20 protein-coding genes are annotated in these 19651 nt (G+C 66.4%); 2 read left to right on the forward strand and 18 right to left on the reverse strand.

Annotation, left to right across the window (positions count from 1 at the left end; translation table 11 throughout):
- Positions 1 to 126: 126 nt before the first annotated feature.
- Positions 127 to 1440: a hypothetical protein gene (locus C163_RS14010; RefSeq protein ID WP_025339355.1), complete on the forward strand. Its 1314-nt coding sequence runs from the start codon at positions 127 to 129 to the stop codon at positions 1438 to 1440.
- Between the two features lie 371 nt (positions 1441 to 1811).
- On the opposite strand, the gene C163_RS14015 is transcribed toward C163_RS14010, so the two are convergent.
- From C163_RS14015 to C163_RS14030, 4 genes are read right to left on the reverse strand one after another with little or no spacing between them, the layout of a single operon-like run.
- Positions 1812 to 3104: an NAD(P)/FAD-dependent oxidoreductase gene (locus C163_RS14015; protein WP_025339356.1), complete on the reverse strand. Its 1293-nt coding sequence runs from the start codon at positions 3102 to 3104 to the stop codon at positions 1812 to 1814.
- Positions 3097 to 3774: a peptidase S8 gene (locus C163_RS14020; RefSeq protein WP_025339357.1), complete on the reverse strand. Its 678-nt coding sequence runs from the start codon at positions 3772 to 3774 to the stop codon at positions 3097 to 3099. Before C163_RS14020 ends, C163_RS14015 begins: the two co-directional genes overlap by 8 nt.
- The gene (locus tag C163_RS14025) at positions 3764 to 5497 is read right to left on the reverse strand and encodes an ABC transporter ATP-binding protein (protein ID WP_025339358.1); all 1734 of its coding nucleotides are present in this window, start codon (positions 5495 to 5497) and stop codon (positions 3764 to 3766) included. The genes C163_RS14020 and C163_RS14025 overlap by 11 nt, the downstream gene beginning before the upstream one ends.
- A gap of 1 nt (position 5498) precedes the next feature.
- Entirely contained in the window at positions 5499 to 7409 is a 1911-nt protein-coding gene (locus C163_RS14030) for a sigma-54-dependent Fis family transcriptional regulator (protein WP_025339359.1), read from the reverse strand.
- Between the two features lie 889 nt (positions 7410 to 8298).
- Here C163_RS14030 and C163_RS26495 point away from each other — a divergent pair.
- A complete protein-coding gene (locus tag C163_RS26495) occupies positions 8299 to 8517 on the forward strand; it encodes a PAAR domain-containing protein (RefSeq protein WP_256220357.1) in 219 nt (72 codons plus the stop codon).
- Between the two features lie 215 nt (positions 8518 to 8732).
- Here the strand turns inward: C163_RS26495 and C163_RS14035 are convergent, their stop codons facing one another.
- The 14 genes from C163_RS14035 to C163_RS14100 form a co-directional block, all read right to left on the reverse strand.
- Positions 8733 to 8969 (reverse strand): hypothetical protein, encoded by a 237-nt coding sequence (locus tag C163_RS14035; RefSeq protein WP_025339360.1) that lies wholly within the window; start codon positions 8967 to 8969, stop codon positions 8733 to 8735.
- 791 nt (positions 8970 to 9760) lie between these two features.
- Complete coding sequence (locus C163_RS14040; RefSeq protein WP_025339361.1) at positions 9761 to 10612, reverse strand: CsgG/HfaB family protein; 852 nt, start codon at positions 10610 to 10612, stop codon at positions 9761 to 9763.
- A gap of 33 nt (positions 10613 to 10645) precedes the next feature.
- Positions 10646 to 11059, reverse strand: coding sequence for a curli assembly protein CsgF (locus C163_RS14045; protein WP_025339362.1), 414 nt, complete (start codon positions 11057 to 11059; stop codon positions 10646 to 10648).
- Positions 11056 to 11457 carry a curli production assembly/transport protein CsgE gene (gene csgE, locus C163_RS14050; protein WP_025339363.1) on the reverse strand — a complete coding sequence of 134 codons (402 nt, stop codon included), beginning with the start codon at positions 11455 to 11457 and terminating at the stop codon, positions 11056 to 11058. Before csgE ends, C163_RS14045 begins: the two co-directional genes overlap by 4 nt.
- A complete protein-coding gene (locus C163_RS14055; protein ID WP_013972856.1) occupies positions 11454 to 11981 on the reverse strand; it encodes a type II secretion system protein in 528 nt (175 codons plus the stop codon). Before C163_RS14055 ends, csgE begins: the two co-directional genes overlap by 4 nt.
- Positions 11956 to 12330 (reverse strand): type II secretion system protein, encoded by a 375-nt coding sequence (locus C163_RS14060; RefSeq protein WP_024087221.1) that lies wholly within the window; start codon positions 12328 to 12330, stop codon positions 11956 to 11958. The genes C163_RS14055 and C163_RS14060 overlap by 26 nt, the downstream gene beginning before the upstream one ends.
- 5 nt (positions 12331 to 12335) lie before the next feature.
- Positions 12336 to 12815 (reverse strand): type II secretion system protein, encoded by a 480-nt coding sequence (locus C163_RS14065; protein ID WP_025339364.1) that lies wholly within the window; start codon positions 12813 to 12815, stop codon positions 12336 to 12338.
- Positions 12812 to 14677 (reverse strand): secretin N-terminal domain-containing protein, encoded by a 1866-nt coding sequence (locus C163_RS14070; RefSeq protein ID WP_025339365.1) that lies wholly within the window; start codon positions 14675 to 14677, stop codon positions 12812 to 12814. The genes C163_RS14065 and C163_RS14070 overlap by 4 nt, the downstream gene beginning before the upstream one ends.
- A complete protein-coding gene (locus tag C163_RS14075; protein WP_025339366.1) occupies positions 14674 to 15183 on the reverse strand; it encodes a hypothetical protein in 510 nt (169 codons plus the stop codon). The genes C163_RS14070 and C163_RS14075 overlap by 4 nt, the downstream gene beginning before the upstream one ends.
- Complete coding sequence (locus tag C163_RS14080) at positions 15183 to 15746, reverse strand: GspMb/PilO family protein (RefSeq protein ID WP_025339367.1); 564 nt, start codon at positions 15744 to 15746, stop codon at positions 15183 to 15185. Before C163_RS14080 ends, C163_RS14075 begins: the two co-directional genes overlap by 1 nt.
- Positions 15733 to 16275, reverse strand: coding sequence for a PilN domain-containing protein (locus tag C163_RS14085; protein ID WP_025339368.1), 543 nt, complete (start codon positions 16273 to 16275; stop codon positions 15733 to 15735). Before C163_RS14085 ends, C163_RS14080 begins: the two co-directional genes overlap by 14 nt.
- Position 16276: 1 nt before the next feature.
- Positions 16277 to 17068 (reverse strand): hypothetical protein, encoded by a 792-nt coding sequence (locus tag C163_RS14090; protein WP_025339369.1) that lies wholly within the window; start codon positions 17066 to 17068, stop codon positions 16277 to 16279.
- Positions 17052 to 18725: a GspE/PulE family protein gene (locus tag C163_RS14095; RefSeq protein WP_025339370.1), complete on the reverse strand. Its 1674-nt coding sequence runs from the start codon at positions 18723 to 18725 to the stop codon at positions 17052 to 17054. Before C163_RS14095 ends, C163_RS14090 begins: the two co-directional genes overlap by 17 nt.
- 165 nt (positions 18726 to 18890) lie before the next feature.
- Positions 18891 to 19424 carry a response regulator gene (locus C163_RS14100; RefSeq protein ID WP_025339371.1) on the reverse strand — a complete coding sequence of 178 codons (534 nt, stop codon included), beginning with the start codon at positions 19422 to 19424 and terminating at the stop codon, positions 18891 to 18893.
- Positions 19425 to 19651 lie beyond the last annotated feature (227 nt).

A 19651-nucleotide genomic window follows, 5' to 3' on the forward strand; every position in this document is an offset into this window, starting at 1 on the left:
CGGGCTCGCCCGCTCCCACAGGTATTGCATTCCTTTCACGACCTGAGGAAGTCCTGTGGGAGCGGGCAAGCCCGCGAAGAGGCCGGTACAGGCAACCCCAAAAACAACAAAAACATGGAGCAAACCATGAGGCACAAACTCGCCTGCACATTGGCCCTGCTGTTCGCCGCCCCGGTCACCCAGGCCTACGAGCTGTACAACCACGACGGCACCACCCTCAACGCCGACCTCGAAGCCCTGTTCGGCGCCTTCCACAGCGACGAAAGCTTCAACCTGGCCGGCAACCGCAAGCCCGGCAGTACCGCCTGGCAGGAAGGCTACGTCAAATATGGCCTCAGCGGCAGCCAGGCCCTGGCCGACAGCGGCGCGCTCTACGGCGCCTTCAACCTGCTCAGCTCCGCCACCTGGGGCGATGGTGACGCCGCCGGCCTGACCCTGGGTGACGAGCGCCGCACCGCCATCGAAGACCTGTACCTGGGCTGGCGCTCGGCCAACCTGTTCCCGGCCCTGGGCGAAGACGGCGTGGACATTTCCGGCGGCCGCCAGGTGGTAACCCTGGGTGACGGTTTCCTGATCCAGGGCGACCCGGTGAACCTGGGCAAGGTCGATCTGGGCGCCAACTTCGACCGCGGCGGCGCCTACTACCTGGCCGCACGCAAGGCCTTCGACCGCACGGCCGTGCTGCGCCTGGGCGGCAAGCAAGGCTGGCGCAGCGACCTGATGTGGCTGAAGTCCGACAACCACTACCAGGCCGACACCTCGCTGGCGGTGGCCAACCTGGAACACGTCGCCGACGCCGGCACCGTGGGCCTGAGCTGGATCCGAGGCCTCGACGTAGACCAGCGCTACGCGCAGATCATGGGCCTGGAACACCGCGACGGCATGGACACCGCCAGCCTGCGCGGGCGTGGCAACCTTGGGGTGAAAGACCTGGAACTGGCCGCCGAATACGTGACCCAGGACAAAACCGGCGGGCGGGAGAACGCTTGGTACCTGGAGGGCAACTGGACCTTCTCCGCACTGCCCTGGTCACCCACCGCCACCTACCGCTACAGCCGCTTTTCCGAAGAATTCGACCCGCTGTTCTACGGCCTGAGCCGTGGCTATGGCACCTGGTTCCAGGGTGAAGTGGCGGCCAACTATGCCGGGCCGTTCAACAGCAACAGCCAGGTGCACCACGTGGCGCTCAAGGGCAAACCACGGGACAACCTGACCGTGGGCGCGCTGTACTTCGACTTCGATACGCTGGACACCGACCAGGGCAACCTGGGCGGGCGGGAGCTGGACCTGTATGTGGAATGGATGGTCAACGACCACCTGCTGATCAGCCCGCTGGTAGGGTTCTACAAGCCGGAACGCAGCGCGGCCAATGGCGGGACGCAGCTGGGCGGGCGGGATACCGGGACCTATATGCAGCTGATCGTCGGGACTTTTTTCTGATTCGAAATCCTGGGGCTGCTGCGCACCCCATCGCGACACAAGGCCGCTCCTACAGGTACCGCGCTGCCCTCAAGGTCTGTGCCGGACCTGTAGGAGCGGCCTTGTGTCGCGAAAGGGCCGCAAAGCGGCCCCGGCAATCTCAAGCCAAGCCCTGCTCCAACAACCACCGCCGCACCATCATCTGCTGTTCCCCTGCAGGGATACCGGGACTGATCGTCGGGACTTTCTGCTGATTCGAAATCCTGGGGCTGCTGCGCCCCCCATCGCGACACAAGGCCGCTCCTACAGGTACCGCGCTGCCCTCAAAGTTTGTGCCGGACCTGTAGGAGCGGCCTTGTGTCGCGATGGGCCGCAAAGCGGCCCCGGCAATCTCAAGCCAAGCCCTGCTCCAACAACCACCGCCGCACCATCATCTGCTGCTCCCCTGGCAGGCCTGACAACACTGCCTCGAGAGGTCGGCCGCTACGCAGCCCCCGCACCACCGGCGCCAGCTCCACCCCCTGCAGATGCCACACCCCCAACGGCTGATCCGCCGTCACCACCACCTCGGCCTCATCCACGAGCCCGTCACGCAACACCGGCCGCCGCTCGACCCTCACCGCGCTCCAGTCCGCCGCCACGTGCAATGCCTGCATGTCCGGCCAACCCTGCCGCCGCGCCCAGAACGGCTGCCCCACCCGCCCCTGTTCTTGCCCATAAAAATCCCGCCCAATCCGGGCAAAACGCAAAAACAGCTGTTCGATCCGCTGCTGGTGAAACTGCCGCGCCAACCCGCCCCGCTCGGGCCTGCGCAGCAAGGTATTGATCACCACCGGCGCCTGCAGCGCCGAAGACAGCGACTGGAAGATCCCGTTGCCCGACAGTGGGTCAACGGCCATCGCAGCATCGCCCACGCGTATCCAGTCCTGCCCGACGCACTCACCTGCCAGAATCGCGGTGCTGCTGCGCGCATGCACCTCTGCCGGCGCCAATGCCCTGGCATCGAACAGCTCGGCCACCAGCGCGCTGTCGGCTCGCCGGGCCGCGCAATAATCCGCCAACCCGGCCTTGCCCGGCAGCCCGGCGGCGTCCAGGGTGACTTGCCAGTAGCAGCGGCCGTCTTCCAGGCGCGCCATCCACGCCCAGCCATCCGCCAGGCTTTCCACTGCCGACGCGGGCGCCCCGGGGGCGGCCTGCCAGACATTCAGCAAGCTGACCGTCTCCGGTCCGCGCAGGCGGTCGGCAGCCAGCGGGGCCTGGCGGCCTCGGGCTTCGACCAGGAAATCGGCCTGCAATACCTCTCCGTCGTCCAGGCGAATACCATGACCGATTTCGCGAACCACCTCACGCACCCGCCCCTCGACCACGCTCACACCCGCACGCTGAAGGTCGTCGCGCAGCGCCCGGTCAAACCTTTGCCGATCCAGCAGAAACTCCTGGTTCAGGTGCAGCTGCTGGCCGTTCCAGTGCACTTGCCGAGTCGCCGGCATCGCCGCCTGGCTCAACGCCCCGCCAAGGCCGGCGTGGCGCAGACCGTCCAGCACCCGCTGCGAAACCCCTTCGACCGCCGCGAACCGGCGCCACTCGGACACCACCGTCACCGCATAGCCCAGCCGCCGCAAGCCAATGGCCGTGGCCGCACCCGCAGGGCCTGCCCCCAGCACCACGATGCGCGGTTCAACCATGGCCGGCACCTCGTCGCTCGGGGCCGGTAAACGCCGCGTGGTGGCGCAACCAGTCATGAACCTGCTGGTGGCCCATGCCCGGCTCATCACGCAGCAACGCAGCGATCGTGCCACTCAGGGCCGCACAGCCCAGGCTCGCGCCCGCCCTGCCGCCCGCGCCCACATAACCGCCAAAGTCCGCCTGCCGGGTACCCAGCCAGGACCACTGGCCCGGTGCACAGCGGGCATCGCCGGTAACCCGGATCACCCCGGGGTAGCTGGCCGGGTACACCGGCCCGCCCTGGGCCGGGCTGGAGGCGCACAACAGCACACCCGCGGCCAAAGCCTCGGCGCAAGCCTGGTGCAGCACAGGCCGGTCCTGCTGCAGGCCAAGGCTGAGGTTGACCAGCGTAACCCCCGCCTCCACCAGCCACAGCAGCGCGGCCGCCACCTGCAAGGCACTGGTGCTGGCCTGGGCGCCGAAAACCTGGGCCAGCAGCACGGGCACCGGCCCGGCCTCCCGCTGCAAGCCGGCGAGCACCGCGCTACCGTGCCCAAGCTGGTCGGGCAGCATGTCACCTTCGCGCAACTGGCCGTCCTCCAGCCAGAAGCGGCGCGCGCCCAGCAAGGCGCTGGCCTGCTCTGGCGTGCAACCACTGTCGATCACGCCAACACGCACGTCAGTGCCCATGTTTGATCACCTCCTCGGGCAGCACCTGCAACTGGCCAGCGTGCAGCTGCAGATGCAGGTCGGCATCGGCCAGGGTCGAAGCACGGTGGCTGATCAGGATGCGCGTGCGGCCGGCGAACAGCTGGTCGATGGCCGCGATCACTTCGCGCTCGGTAGCTTCGTCCACCGCCGAGGTGGCCTCGTCCAGCACCAGGATCGCCGGCGCTTGCAGCACAGCGCGGGCAATGGCAATGCGTTGTTTCTGCCCACCGGACAACTGCTGGCCACGCTCACCCAGCAGGCCGTCCAGGCCCAGCGGCAGGCTGTCGACCAGGCTGTCCAGCCGCGCCAGGCGCACCACCCGTTCCAGTTCCTCACGGCTTGCCTCGGGCACGCCGTAGGCCAGGTTCTGTGCCAGGGTGCCGCGGAACAGCACGATATCCTGGCTGACCACCGCAATGCGCCGGCGCAGCGCGGCCAGGTCCAGTTCGCGCAGGTCGGTGCCGTCCAGCAGGATGCGCCCGGCGTCCGGGTCGTAGAAGCGCTGCAGCAGGTCGATCAGGGTCGACTTGCCCACCCCCGAGGCACCGCTGATGGCCACCTTCAGGCCACCCCGCACGCACACCTGCACGTCGTTCAGCACCGCGCCCTGGCGCCCTTCATGGGCAAAACTCACCCCCTCGAGGCGCAATTCGCCCGGGCCGTCGGGCATCGGCTGCGGGTTGGCTGCCGGGCGCACGGCCACGGCCTCCTGCTTCAGTTCCATCACCCGCCCCAGGCTCACCGCCATGCGTTGCACCGCCACGTACAGGCCCAGCAGGCTCTGCACCGGCCCTACCGCCATGCCCATGTAGGTGGAAAAGGCGATCAGCGCACCTAGTTGCCAAGTGCCCTGGATTACCCACCAACCGCCGACCAGGAACGCGCAGGCGCGGCACCAGGAGGTCAGCGTGCCAGGGATGGCCTGGGTGAAGAATTCGGTCACCTGCACCTTGAGCAGCTGGCGCATGTAGCCCTGGCCCAGCTGGTCCAGGCGCCCCGCCTCGCGGCCTTGCTGGCCGGCGGCCTGGATGAACTTCATCGCAGGCAGGGTTTCGACCAGGAACGACGACACATCCGCCGAGCGTTCGCGCAGGTTGCGTACTTCGCGCTCCACCTTGCGCCGCATCCAGCGCAGCCACAGCACTTCGATCGGCACCAGCAGCGCCAGCAGCAGCGACAGTTGCCACGACAGCATCAGCATCAACACCACCGCGCCCACCAGGCCGATCACCGCCGACACCGCCGAAAACAGCGAATCCACGGCAAAACGCTGGATTTCCGCCACATCGCCATCCAGCCGCGAAAGGATGTCGCCGATGCGCCGCCGCCCGTAGAACGTCGGCGACAACTGCTGCAGGTGGCGGTAAAGGTCATCGCGCAGGGCAAACAGGATGCGCCCCGACAGGCGCGTATGCAGGTAGCGGTTGACCCCGGCCAGCACGGTACCCAGCAGGCCCGCGCCGATCATGATCGCCGCCATGTGCCAGAGGGTCTGGTAGTCTTTGGCCAGCAGCCCCTCGTCGATCAGTGTCTTGACCAGCCAGGGTTGCGCCAGCGCCAGCAACGAGGCCCCCAGCGACAAACCGAGCAACAGGCCGATGGCGCGTCGATGGGGGCGCACGAAGCCATACAGCCAGGCCAACGCCTGGCGCATGAGTACAGGGTCGCTGGATTCCACCAGCCGGGCGAACAGGCCGCCCATGTCAGCCGCGCAACTGCTTGAGCTTGCGGTACAGCGTCGCCCGGCTGATACCCAGCGCCTCGGCCGCCGCGGACACGTTGCCCTGATGGCGCGCCAAGGCGCCACGGATCAGCTCCAGTTCGTTGTCCTTGAGGCTGCCGGAAGGCGCGGTGCCGCTGGCCAGTTCGTCCAGCAGGCAGTCGGTGAGGTGGTCGAGGGTCAACACCTGCTCACCGTCCTCGCGCATGGCCAGCGCCGTGCGCACTACCATTTCCAACTGGCGGATGTTGCCCGGCCAGTCGAAGCCTTCGAGCAATGCGGTCAGGGCCGTGTCCAGGGTCACGCCCCGGGCATCGGACTTCTCCAGCAGCCCCTGGATGATCGCCGCCAGGTCATCGCGCTCGCGCAGCGCCGGCAAGCGCAGCGACACGCCGTTGACCCGGTAGTACAGGTCTTCGCGGAAGTGCTGCTCCTGCACCAGGCGCTTGAGGTCGCGGTGCGTGGCACAGATCAAGGCCAGGTCGATGTCCTGCTCGTCGCCGGCGCCCAGCGGCGCTACACGGCGCTCCTGCAGGACTCGCAGCAGGCGCGCCTGCAGCGCTAGCGGCATGTCGCCGATTTCATCGAGGAACAGCGTGCCACCATGCGCCTGCATCAGCCGCCCGACCATGCCGCCCCGGCGCGAACCGGTGAACGCACCTTCACGGTAGCCGAACAGTTCGGACTCGATCAGCCCTTCGGGAATGGCCGCGCAGTTGACTGCCACAAACGGTTTGTCGGCTCGCGGGCTGGCCTGGTGCAGGGCCCGGGCGACGACCTCCTTGCCGGTGCCGGTTTCGCCCAGCAGCAGCACCGGCAGGCCATTGCCCAGCCCCTGGCGGGCCATGCGCAGATTGCGCGCCAGGCGCGGGTCACCACCGGCCAGCGCGTCGAGTGCCGGCGACTGCTTGCCCAGCGCCGGCTTGCTCACCGGCGTGCTGCCGTTGACCCGGCCATGGCGCGGCAGCTGCAGGGCGCGGAAGTAGAACTCGCCCTTGGCCGTTTGCACGCTGCTCACCCCACCCTGCCACAGACGGGCGATGAAGGCCGGTGATCGTTCACCCAGCAAGTCGCTGCTGCGCCGGCCCAACAGCTCATGGCGCGGCACCTGCAACAGCTGGCAGGCACTGTCGTTGGCGGCCAGCACTTCACCGTCCAGGCTCAGCGCCAGCAGGCCATGCCAGGCGCTGTTGAGGTATTGCGGGCGGCTGTGGAAGGCCAGCACCAATTGTTCCGGGTGGCACAGGCCGAACATGCGGCTTTCGATGTTGCCGGCCGCCAGCATCAGCGTCGACAGGCTGTCCTGTGGTTGCGCCATCACCCCTTCACGGGTGATGTCGAGCACGCCGATCACCTCGCCGCGCGGGTCGCGCAGGGGTACCGAAGTGCAGGAGAACGGGCTGAGGCGGTCGAGGTAATGTTCGCCGCAGTTGATCAGCGTCGGCCGGCCTTCCACCACTGCCGTGCCGATGGCGTTGGTGCCACGCAGTGATTCGCTCCAGCAACTGCCCGGGTGCAGGTCGCGCAGGCCCTCGCGCTGCAGCACGTGCTTCTGCCCTTCGATGGCCAGCACGTTGGCCTGGGCATCGCCGAGGATGACGATGCCGGCCTTGCCCTGGCGCGCGACCAGGTAGTCCAGTTCGGGGGTAACGGCGTCGACCAGCAGGCGGTTGCGCTCCAGCAGCATGCGCAGGTCGTGGCCCTGCTCCAGGCCCAGGCCGACCTGCTCGCCCTGCAGGCAGTCCAACCCATGGCCCAGGCTGCGGCGCCAGGAGGCGTCGATCTCGTCGCGCAGCATGCCCAGTGGCAGCTCGCCTTCGCTGGCCAGCTTCAGGCGGGCCTGGCGGGATTCGTGCAGCGGGTCGTGGGCGTTTGTTATTAGTTGTCGCGCCATTTTCTACTCCGGCTGTGCCCCGCTAGGTGGCGGGGAACGGGCTTGGGAATTTTCCGCAGTGTGCGGGAGAAATCCCTGGCCGTCATCAGGCTGAGGTAGAAGGTGGCATATGGTGACGTTTACGTAAAGGGACACGCAGGAGCACCGCCTTGCTCAAGATCTGAAAGCTTGCGCAAGCTTTGTTGGAGCGGGCATGCCCGCGAACACCGGCAACGCCGGTGCCATCCACCGCGTCGCCTGCTTCGCGGGCGCGCCCGCTCCTACAGGGACGGCGCGGGCTTCGAGTTGACGCTGAACCTGTGGGAGCGGGTTCACCCGCGAAGAGGCCATCGAGGTCGATCACGGCTGCCGCTTGATTTCAACAAAGCCCAGGTACCCGCCAGACACCCGGCACCGGCCCATTCGCGGGTAAACCCGCTCCCACAGGGACGGCGTCGCACTTGAGATCACGCGGTACCTGTGGGAGCGGGCATGCCCGCGAATACCGGCAAAGCCGGTGCCATCCTCCGCGTCGTCTGCTTCGCGGGCGCGCCCGCTCCCACAGGGACGGCGCGGGCTTCGAGTTGACGCTGAGCCTGTGGGAGCGGGTTCACCCGCGAAGAGGCCCTCAAGCTCAATCACGGCTACCGCTTGATTTCAACGAAGCCCTGGCGCCCGCCAGTCACCCGGCACCGCCCCATTCGTGGGTAAACCCACTTCCACAGGGACGGCGTCGCACTTGAGAGCCGGATGAACTGCTGATGCGCTTCCTGTCTGCCGCCTGCAAACACGATCCTGATGCCGTACCGGCCGGCCTTTACGAAGCAATCCTGCAAAACAGCGCAAAGGATTGAGCGATGTCCCGACAAGGTGCGATTCGAAAAGGCGATCCCACAGCGGGGGTGGTCGGATGGGGGAAGGAAGCGGAGTTCTTGTCAACGGGCGGCAACAATGCGGTCTCGGAGATCGTGCGCCATGCGCGCTTCATGGAGGGACATTTGCGTTGGTCTCTGGCGGTGACGGTAGTGTCTTGTTCAACGGTATTTCGTTGGTGTTCGAGCCTGCAGAGCTTGCTTGTGGGTGCAAGGTTTCATCTACCTGTTCGGGACCTTATGCCAAAGAGGGCTGAACGACCTGAAGATCGTGGTTTCATGCATCGACCTCTTGGCGGGCTTGCGCGATTTGAACAGCGCACGCGTTGTCTGCTTCGCGGGCGCGCCCGCTCCCACAGGGACGGCGCTGGCTTCGAGTTGGCACTGAACCTGTGGGAGCGGGTTCACCCGCGAAGAGGCCCTTGAGGTCAATCACGGCTGCCGCTTGAGTCCGACAAAGCCCAAGCGCCAGTCAGACACCTGGCACCGTCTTCCGCCCAACCAGCTGCTGCCTCTCCACCTCATCCAGCAACGCCTCCACCACCGCCTTGGCCGAATCCAGCCCATGGTCGTTGCTCAACAACAGATCACGACAGGTCCCCTTGGCCAGCTCCAGTGCCTTGAGATTGGTCGCAAACGCGCCTTTGAGCAGCGTGGACAGATGCACCAGCGCATCTTCGTAGTCCACCCCAGAACGCACGGCAAACAACGGCGGATGGCTGCATTCGCACGTGGAGAAACTGGAGGACGCCGTGGTGGCGCGTACGGGAGGATCGGGTAAGCCTTTTGTCATTGTGTCGCTCCTTGATTCATTGGAGCCGCCACACAACGTGACCAAACGAATGGGTGGCGACTGTACGCGGGTTGGTCAACCGGGAATCAAGGAAACCGGCGCGCACGGAGGCGCCCCACGCACAGCCGCCATAAAACGAAACAGCCGGGCACAAAAAAAGCGCCAACTGTATCGCATAGCGGGCGCTTGTGCGCCTTGATGATTGCGGGTGACCAAACCCGGCTGCTGGACTTACAGCAGCGGGCAAAGACTACCGGTGTCGGGGAAGCGTTTCAAGCGAAGGGAATGTGCAGTAACACTTCCGTTGCCGCCTCTCACTTATCACCGGCCGGCGAATCAGCAGTGATCACCATGTTGTGTCGCCTGCACCGGCCTCTTCGCGGGTAAACCCGCTCCCACAGGGACGGCGTCGCACTTGAGATCACGCGGTACTTGTGGGAGCGGGCAGGCCCGCGAACACCGGCAAAGCCGGTGCCATTCACCGCGTCGTCTGCTTCGCGGGCGCGCCCGCTCCCACAGGGACGGCGCGGGCTTCGAGTTGACGCTGAACCTGTGGGAGCGGGCAGGCCCGCGAACACCGGCAAAGCCGGTGCCATCCTCCGCGTCGTCTGTTTCGCGGACGCGCCCGCTCCCACAGGGACGGCGCGGGCTTCGAGTTGACTCTGAAACCTGTGGGAGCGGGTTCACCCGCGAAGAGGCCCTCAAGCTCAATCAGGCTGTTGATTCTGGCTCAGGTACTTGTCCACCGTAGCCTGCCCGTCCCCCGCATCCCCCGCCACCTGCCACAGCCGCCGTTCAATCCCCTGCGCCAGCAAGTGCCCCACCGCCGCCTCGATTGCCGACAGCACGCACAGCTGCGCCGGTTCGTTGGTGGTGTACCCCACCTCAGCCTCGAGCAGCTTCTTGAACTCGATGAACTTGAACACCCCGGCACTGCGGCCGACCGAATAGATGGTCTTGCTGGTCATCACATTGGCCAGCACCTGCCCGGTGCGCACGTCCACCGCGCGCAGGTTCACGGTCACCTGGTCGACGCGGTACTCGCGGGAGATGTCTATGCCCAGGTAACGGGCACCTTCGCCGCCGCTGCGCACGTTGGTGTCGTAGGCGATGATGCCGCCCTCCAGCATCAGGTTGGCGGCCTGCAGCGGTGGCAGCTCGCCCATGATGTTTTCCGGTACATCGGGCTTTTTCTGCGAAGCACGGATGATCTTGCGCTCGGTCAGCAGGTTCTGCAGGCCTTCACGCTCCAGCACCACGAACCAGCCGCTGGCGTTCAGGGCGTCCATCAGCATGCTTGCCGCGCCCTGGGTGACGCTGGTGGAGAACGAGCTGGCCGGGGTCGGCTTGTACTGCCCGGTCTGGTCGCGGAAACCATACACCACCGCCATCAACCGGCCCTTGGGTCGTGGCATGTTGATCAGGTCGTAATAGGTCGACGCACGGGGGGTCAGGGTCGGGGTTTCCGAGTCCTGTTCGGCGGGCATCGGTTCGCGCAGGCCACAACCGTGCAGACCCAGGGCGGTGAGGATCAGCAGCGTGCTCAGCAGACGTTTCATGGTGTTCTCTCCCCAACAAATAGCCTTGCCCCCTCAAGGGTTCAGGCCGCTGACCTCAATGATCGAAATTTCTCCTGTGGCGCGATCGGTGACCTTGATACTCAAGGCCCCGGAATCGTCGATGACGTCGATGAGAAACGCATCGGTCGCCATGCTGCCGGTGTTGCCGTTACTGATGTTGTCCAGCAACTGCGACAACATCCGCGACTCCAGCTGGTTGCTGAAGCGCTCCAGGGCCGTGGTGCCGGTAAAGGCCGAGGAACGGTCCTTGAGGTCGGGGTCGTCGTAGTCGTTCTGCGCCTGGGCGTTGTTCAGCAACCAGGTGCCATTGAGCGGGTTGCCGCCAAAGGCCGGGTTGACCGGGGTGTACACCAGCTCGGTGGCCTGGGCGGCACATGCGCTGGCAAACAGGCAGGCGGCGATGCAACGGGGTATGTGGTACTTCATAGCTCGTCCCTCTCCAGATCGGTGGTGTCCTGCAGCAGGCGTTGCAACTTGCGTTGGATGATTTGCTGCTTGACCAGGTCGGCTGCTGCAACGGCCTCGTCCTTGAGCTCGGTGGTGTTCGGCGGCAGGAAGCGGCGGTACACCACCTCACGCTCGAATTCCACGGTGACCAGGCTGCCCCAACGGGCATCCGGGCGTTCGCGCACCACCAGGTTGAAATCAAGCCGGCTGGTGGCGCGCAGGCGGTCGGCGAAGTAGTAGTAAAAGTCGTGGCCGATGTGCGAGATGGTGTTGTCGACGATGAAGCCTTGCATCTCGTCCTCGTCCCCGGCCCTGGCCGAGGTGGCCAGCACTGCCACCAGCAGCACGCCCAGGCACAGCGCGGCCAGGCGGCTCATGGCGTGTCTCCCGGGCCGGCATGGGTCTGCACGCCACCGGCACTTTCGGTAAAGGCCTGCTCGGCGACGAACTGCCAGTCGCTGTAATGTTCCAGCCCATCGAAACCGCTCCATTCGGCGCTGAAGCCACTGCGCTTGAACGGGGTGGCGTCCGAGCGGCTGTGCACGCCGGTGATGCGGCCATCGATCGAGCGCAGCAGGCCCCAATCGTCACTATTGGTGATGGGGTCGGGGTAAAGCCGGCGAATGTGCCGCCTGGCCTGCGGGAAGCGGTTGTCCTGCAGCAGGTCGGCCAGTTCCTGCGGATACTGGGCCAGCCCTGGCGAGGCGCGGTAGTAGCTGCGCAGGGCCTGGGCATACTGGCTGCCCACCCACAACAGCTGGCGTTCGCGGTCACGCTGGGCGGCACTGGCCCAGAGCGTGCCGGTGGCGGCCAGGGCCACGCTGCTGACCGCAATCAGCAGCAACACGCCCAGGTAGGTGAAGCCGGCGTCGGCCTTACCATTCCGCGAACAGGCTGCCATCGCGCGCCCTCCCTGTGGCACCGCTCTTGATATCGGCCACGCCGCCGGCCACGCCTTCGGGCGGTGGCACCAGCTGCCAGGCATCGCTGCGCTCGGTGATCGGGTCTATCGGGGTGTTGCGCAGGTAACGCTGCTCCACCAACTGCTCCAGCGAGTCCGGGTAGTGGCCGGTGTCGCCGTAGTAGTGGTCCAGCGCCTCGCGCAGCACCGCCAGGCTCTGGCGCAGGGTGGCTTCGCGGGAGCTTTCCAGGCTGTTGAAGTAGCGCGGCATGGCAATGGTCATCAGCGTGGCGATGATCGCCAGCACCACCAGCAGTTCGATCAGGGTGAAGCCTTTGCTGCGTTTCATGGCTGTCACCATTGTCCGTAGGGGATGTTGTTCAGGCCTTTGCCGCGGGCCTTGGAGTAAACGTCGAACACGTCTTCCCCTTCGCGCGGGTTGTCGGGGCTGCTGTCGTAGGCGCGCAGCCCCCACCCGCCTTCGTCCTCATCCTTGGCCGCCACCAGCGGGTCGTGCGGGATGCGCCGCAGGAAGTAGAACTTGGCGCCCTTGGCACTGCGCACATCGCGCACGCCGTCGACCAGCACCTGCAGGTTCGGCGGGTAGCCACTGGCGTCCAGGCGCTTCTCGATGTAGCCGGCATCGAACGCGCGCTTGTAGGCGTCGATGGCGTCGCGAATCTGGTACAGCGCCTCGCGCAGCTGCTGTTCCTTGCCGCGGCGCACCACGGTTTCGGTCAGCGGCGCGGCCATGCTGGCAAGCAGCCCGAGCAGTGCCAGGGTCAGCACCACCTCGATCAGGCTGAAGCCCTGCATGCGGCGCTGCGCGATCATGGCCGCGGGCTCCCTTTGGCCGGGGCGATCGCCATCTGGCTTTCCACCACCGGGGCATCGGTGGCCGGGGCATTGCCAGGCACATCCGCCGGCGGCAACGGCGCCATCTGCCGCACCTGCATGGCCGACTCGGTGCCGGTGGCGAACTCCATGTCCGACGGGCTCTGGTACGGCAGGTTGCGCACGATGCGCGGGGTGATCGCCAGCACCAGCTCCGACTTGCTCATGTCGTCCTTGTTGCTGCCGAACAGCCGCCCCAGGCCGGGGATGTCGCCAAGGCCCGGGATCTTGTTGCCGCTGGCGTTGTGGTCGTTGCGCACCAGGCCGGCCAGCACCTGGGTTTCGCCATCGTGCAGGCGCAGGGTGGTCTGGGCGTTGCGGGTGTCGACCTGGACCGGGATGGTGCCCTGGCGCGTGGCTTCCAGCGGGGTGGCGTTGCTCACCTCCAGGGCTACCTTGATCGCCACTTCGTTGTTCAGGTGCACGGTGGGCTGCACCTCGAGCTTCAGGCCCACATCCAGGTAGGTGACGCTTTCGGTGATCACCGGGCCCTGGGTGGACGGCACCGAAGTGGCGCTGATGATCGGCACCCGCTGGCCGATGTGTATGCGCGCCTGCTCACGGTTGCTGACGCGGATCACCGGGCTGGCCAGGGTGTTGATGTCCTTGTCCTGGGCGTTGATCTTGGCCTGCGGTGCCGGCGCGATGCTGATGCGGCTGGAGTCGATGCCCTTGAGCTGGTCGAGCACGCTCACCGGCTGGCCGTCGGAGCTCAGCACGCCGAAGGTGTTGGGCCATTGCAGGCCGAGGTCGAGGATGCGCGAGGTGGCCACTTCCATCACCTCCACTTCCAGCACCACCTCGGGGTTGGACTGGTCCTGCGACTGCAGCAGCTTCTCGGCCATGCGCACGGCATCGGGGGTGTCGCGCATGGTCAGGGTGTTGAGGCGTTCGTCGACGAACACGTCGCGGGTCTTGAGCATGGTCTTGACCATGTTCAGAGCAGTGTTGGAGTCGATGCTGGTCAGGTAGAAGGTGCGCATGACCAGTTCCTGGTAGTCCTTGGTCTTCTGCGGCGAGTCGGGGTAGATCATCAGGGTGTTTTCGTTGACGATCTTCTGCCGCAGCTGGTTCTGTTCCAGCAGCAGCGCCACGGCGTCCTCGATGCGCAACTCGCGCACGAAGATGGTGGCCTTCATGTCCGGGCGCATGTCCTTGTCGAAGATGAAGTTGATGCCAGCGACCTGGGACAGCACCTCGAAGATGGTCTTCAGGTTGGCATCGCGAAACTCCAGGGTCACCGGCCGCTCCAGCTTGCTGCGCAGCTGCGGGAACGGTTGCGCGGTGCGCGCCTGCACGTTCTCGATGTCGCTGCGCAGGGCAATGCCCTTCTGGTTCTGTGGGTCCAGGCGCAGCACTTCGCGCATGTAGCGCTCGGCACCGAACAGGTCACCCTGGCGCAGCGCCGCCTGGCCCAGCGCCACGCGCTCGTCGAGGGTGCGGATCAGCTCCAGCTGGCGGATACCTTCCTGGGCGCGGCGGTTGTTCGGCTCCAGGGTCAGCACCCGGCCATAGCCCATGCGGGCGCTGGCGAAGTCGTGGCGGATGCGGTCGGCATCGGCCTGGGTCAGCAGCGCCTCGACCGCGGCCTGGCGGCTGTGGGCCAGGGCGATGTTCAGTTCGGTGTCACGCGGGTCCTCCCGCAGGGCTTCTTCCAGGCGGGCGATGCCGGCTTCGTACTGGCCCTCCTTCATCAGCTGGTCGCTGTCCTTGCGTACCGCGCTGGAGCCGCAGCCGGCAATGGCCACGCACAGCGCCACTAGCAGGAACGGAGCCGGTTTGCACAGCTTTGACGACTTCATGGTGCGCTCCCTACAGACAAAGTCTGCGACTGATGCAAAGGCAGGTAGACCAGGTGCAGCTCGCTGGCCGATACCCGCTCGAGGCGGTAGGTGTCTTCGATCACGTCGCCCTGGCGCACGACGTAGAGTTTTTCGCCGCTCTGCAGGAAGATCTGCAGGTCGTCGCGGTCGCCGATGCGGCCAATGAACTGGAATGGCAGGGCCGGTGCAGTCGGGGCTGCGGCTACGGCGGGTGCGGTGACCACGGGTTGTTCGGTGACGGTGGCCAGGGCCTGGGGTTTGGTCCATTGCTGGGTTGGGAAGAGATCTCTTGAGGCTTGTTCCGGCCCTTTCGCGGGTAAACCCGCTCCCACAGGGACCGTGGATACCGCCGCTTTTGTGGGAGTGGGTTTGCCCGCGAAGGGGGCAACACTGTCTTCCTCGCCGAACCAATGACCCGGAGCCCAGGCCAGCGCCGCGCTCACGCCGAGGAAGCCAGCCCAGATGACAGCACGTTGTGTGTTCATCACGACCTCGACAGGTAAAGGGTCATGCGCAGGCGGGCGTTGAGCTCGCTGTCGCCAATGCGTTTGCGTTGCAGCTCCAGGTCTTCCAGTACCAGGGTCGGCAATTGCTTGAGCAGGCCCCTGAGGAAACCGCGAATCTGCGGGTAGCTGCCGCGTACCGGCAGCACGATCTGGTAGCGCGCCAGTTGCGTCCTGGGGTCGATGCCCAGGGCATATTCGCCACGCGCCAGGCTGATATGCTCGGCACTGGCCAAGTGGTACAGGCGCTCGATCAGCTCGCTGGCCCGGGGCTGCCCCGGCAGTTGCTGGCGCAGGCTGTCGAGGGCCTGCTGCTCGGGTTTGATGGCGATCTTCAGTTCGCCACGCCTGACCCGCTCGACCTGCACGCTGGCGTCCGCTTCAGCGGCGCGCAGCTCGCGCAGGTTCTGCCATTGCGGCAACACCCCGGCGCACAGCACGCCCACGGCCAGCAGGCCCACCGCAATTGCAGCCAGGCCGACCGGGCCGACGCGACGCAGGCGTTCCTGGAGGATCAGGCTGTTCAGCGATTCACGGGCGCGCATGGCCGGTCTCCCAGGTAGCGGTGAGGGTGAAGCGCACCGGGTGCTCGGGCTGCGCGGCCAGCACCTCGTGGTTGAGCAGCGACACATCGCTGAGCTCGGCACTGGCTTCCAGGCGCTGGTGGTACTGCAGCATCGCTTCCAGGTTGCGCGCCTCGGCGGTGATGCGCAGCTGGCCTTTGCGCGCGTCGGGGGCCAGGCTGAGCAGCGCCACGTCGTCCTGCGGCTGCGCTTCGAGCATGGCGAACAGCTGCTGCCAGGGCCGTTGCAGCTGCTGCGACACGCTTTGCATCTGCGCCAGGCGCTCGGCCTGTTCGCGGCTGGCGGCGCTGCTCAGTGGCGCGACAGTGGCCGGGCGACGCCCCAGTTGCTGCTCCAGGCTGTGCACGCTGGCCTCCACTTCGACCTGCTCGGCCTGCAAGCTTTGTTGCAGCAGCACCAGGCTGGCGACCATGGCACTCGCCACGGCCAGCAGCGACCAGGCCAACGGGCTGCTGCGCCGGGGCTGGAATTCCAGGTCGAGGCGGCGCATGTCAGGCCACCGCCCGCCACATGGCGCACAGCGGGTCGGCGTCGCTGGCCGGCTGGCACAGCTGCACCGCCGCCAGTTGCGGCACCTCGCCCCGGCCCGGGGCATGCAGGTAGACCCGTGGCAGGTGCTCGCCGTACAGCTCGCAGGTGCGCTCGATCAATGCTTGCAGGGCCTGGTCGCTGTCGGCGCAGCCTTGCGCCAGCACTTGCTGCCAGGCCCCGCCGGCGGCCAGCAGCAGCACGCTGCGGCGCGGTTCGGCCAGGACGAACAGGAAGTCGCCCTGCTCCAACTGTGCCGAGCAGCGGTTGTAGGCGGCCATCAGGTACGGCTGCACCGAGCGCAGGCTCAGGTGGCTTTCCCGGCCCAGCGCCTGCAGCCGCTGCAGCAGGGCTTCGGGCAGCGCCGTGGCGATGCGTGCGGCACCGGCCGGCTCGGGCGACAGCACGATGCGCCAGTCGTCCAGCGGCTGCCCGTAGAGATTTTCGAAACAGGCCCGGGCGTAGGCGTCCAGTTCGCGCGGGTGGCTGATGGCATCACTCCAGGGCACCAGGCAGAAGCGGCTGTAGCGGGCCGACAGCAGCACCCGCAACTGGGCACCGCGCACGGCATGCTCGGCCAGCAGCGTGGCCAGGGCATCGACGGCGGCCTCCCAGGCCGGTTGGGCGGCATCGCAGGTAAAGTCGCGGCTGCCCAGCCATTGGTGGTGATTGGCGTGCCAGCTACCCAGGCCCACACCTTCGGCACCGAGTACGGCACTGTATCTGTAAGCGCCACGATCAGATGAATGTGACACGGTTGATCTCCTCGAGAGTGGTACGGCCATCCCGGACCAGGTCCAGGGCCGAGGCCCGCAGCAAGCGCAGGCCGCGCTGGCAGGCGAGGTTCTTTATTTGCGACAGGGGGCGGCGCTCGACGATCATCTGCCGCAGGTCGTCGTCCAGGTGCAGCAGTTCGGCGATGGCGCTGCGGCCGCGGTAGCCACTGCCGCGGCACTGGCCGCAGCCCTGGGCGCGGACGAACTTCCAGCCGGCCACGCCCTCGCGGGTCAGGCCCGCGCCGTACAAGGTGTCGTCGTCGACTTCGCACGGCGTGGCGCAGTGCTGGCAGGCCAGGCGGATCAGGCGCTGGGCCAGCACCGCATTGAGCGCGGAGACGAAGCTGTAGGGGTCGACCTGCATCTGGCTGAAGCGGCCGATCACATCGAACACGTTGTTGGCGTGGATGGTGGTGAACACCAGGTGGCCGGTGAGCGCCGACTGCACGGCGATTTGCGCGGTGTCCGGATCGCGGATTTCACCGACCAGGATCTTGTCCGGGTCGTGGCGCAGGATCGAGCGCAGGCCGCGGGCGAACGTCAGGCCCTTCTTCTCGTTGACCGGGATCTGCAGCACGCCGGGCAGCTGGTATTCGACCGGGTCCTCGATGGTGATGATCTTGTCCACGCCGTGGTTGATCTCGCTGATCATGGCGTACAGGGTGGTGGTCTTGCCGCTGCCGGTGGGGCCGGTGACCAGGATCATGCCGTAGGGTTCGGCGGCCAGCCGGCGCAGGGCGCGCAGGGTTTCCTCGGCAAAGCCCAGGGCCTGCAGCTGCACGCCGCTGACCCGGTCGGACAGGTCCTGCTTGTCGAGCACCCGCAGCACCGCGTCTTCGCCGAAGATGCTGGGCATGATCGATACCCGGAAGTCGATTTGCCGGTCGCCCACGGCAACCTTGAAACGGCCGTCCTGGGGCACGCGTTTTTCGCCGATGTCCAGCTCGGCCATCACCTTGATGCGCGAGATCACCTGGTCGGCGAAGGCGCTGCCGCTGGCCTTGCCGGCGCCGTTTAGCACACCGTCGATGCGGTACTTGATGGTCAGGCCCTGGCCGGTCATGCCCAGGTGGATGTCGCTGGCGTGCAGCTTGAGGGCGTCGTACAGCGTGGAGTTGACCAGCTTGACCACGCGGCTCTGGTCTTCGCTGATGCTGGCCAGCGACAGGCGCTGCAGCGGGTCGCTTTCGCTGCTGGCTTCGGCGTCGTGGTCGAGGGCGTCCACGGCGTGGAAGCTTTCTTCGTGGCGGGCCAGGAAGGTGGCCAGGTCGGCGGCGTGGGCCAGGTACAGCGGTGCGCCTTGCAGCACGTCGTCGATCCAGGCCAGGCGGGCGTGGTCGAAGGGGTCGGCGAACACGCCCAGCAGTTGGCCGCCCTGCTCGATCAGCACGAATTCACGCTTCAGGCACATCGCCAGGCTGACCTTGTCGAAGCGTGGGGTGCTGGCCAGCAGGGTGTGGCTGCCCAGCACCGGGTAATGCAGGGTCAGGCCCAGGCGCTGGGTGAAGGTGTCGGGGGTGTCGCCGGCCAGCTGTTCCAGGCGGGTGAGCAGGCGTTCGTCGCTGGTTTGCAGGCGGGCCTGGGCCAGCAGGTCGCGGGGGTAGGCTGAGAATGGTGTTGGATTCTTCGCGGGCATGCCCGCTCCCACAGGTACAGCGCAATCCTGAAGGCAACGCGAATCATGTGGGAGCTGGCTTGCCGGCGATAAGGCCGTAACGGTTGCATCGAATGCTTCTGGCATGGCCTGCGACTCCGCTCAGGGGCGCGTCGCAGGCTGGCTCGGCCAGGGGTGCGGGCGCCGCTATTCCCCTGTGAGCAGTTGATCGTCGTCGGGCCCTGGGGGCTTGGCGCCGTTGCGGCGGCGGTCGGCCAATACCCAGCTTCCATCGTACAACTGCAGGGGGAACGATTCGTTCCTGTTCTGGCGTCGTTCGACGAACCCTTCAGCCGGGTTGTCCGTGGCCCTGCGCCGGCGCTCGATGCCCATCAGGTCGAAGACTGCACGGGCCAGTTCCACCAACGGGAACGGCTTGAACAGGACATGGCTCACACCCAGTTCGGCGGCCCGCTCACGCACTTCGACGGTGGGGTGGGCGGTAATCAGCACGAAGTGGCACTGCCTGTTCCTGTGTACGGTCTCCAGAACCTGAAAACCCTCCATGTCGGGCAAGCGGTAATCCAGCACGATCACTTGCGGTGCCAGGCTTGCAGCCTGCTCGATACCACTGGCACCGTCGTGGGCAACATGAACTTCCAGGCCTTGCGCCTGCAGGTACGCTTGCAGGTTCTGCGCAAGAGTCTGTTCGTCATCGACTACCAATACTCTGTTCACCAAGGTCGACTCCCAAGAACTGCCCGGTTACCCGGTCTGCGAAGTGCGCCCCTGTACAGGCTTGAGCAGGCTTCGTGCCAGGCGTGAATAGTCATGCTGAATAACCGTAACTCATTGATTTTGCAGGAGCACCGATCACTCCCCGCGACGCGGCGGGCAGGCGCACCGGCCCCGTTCCCCACATGCGGGGAAACTGATAGCACACTGCCATTTCGTTATTCCCCAGCATT

Origin of the sequence: Pseudomonas sp. FGI182, from assembly GCF_000511325.1 — a bacterium.
In the GTDB taxonomy this organism is placed as follows: Bacteria; Pseudomonadota; Gammaproteobacteria; order Pseudomonadales; family Pseudomonadaceae; genus Aquipseudomonas; species Aquipseudomonas putida_Z.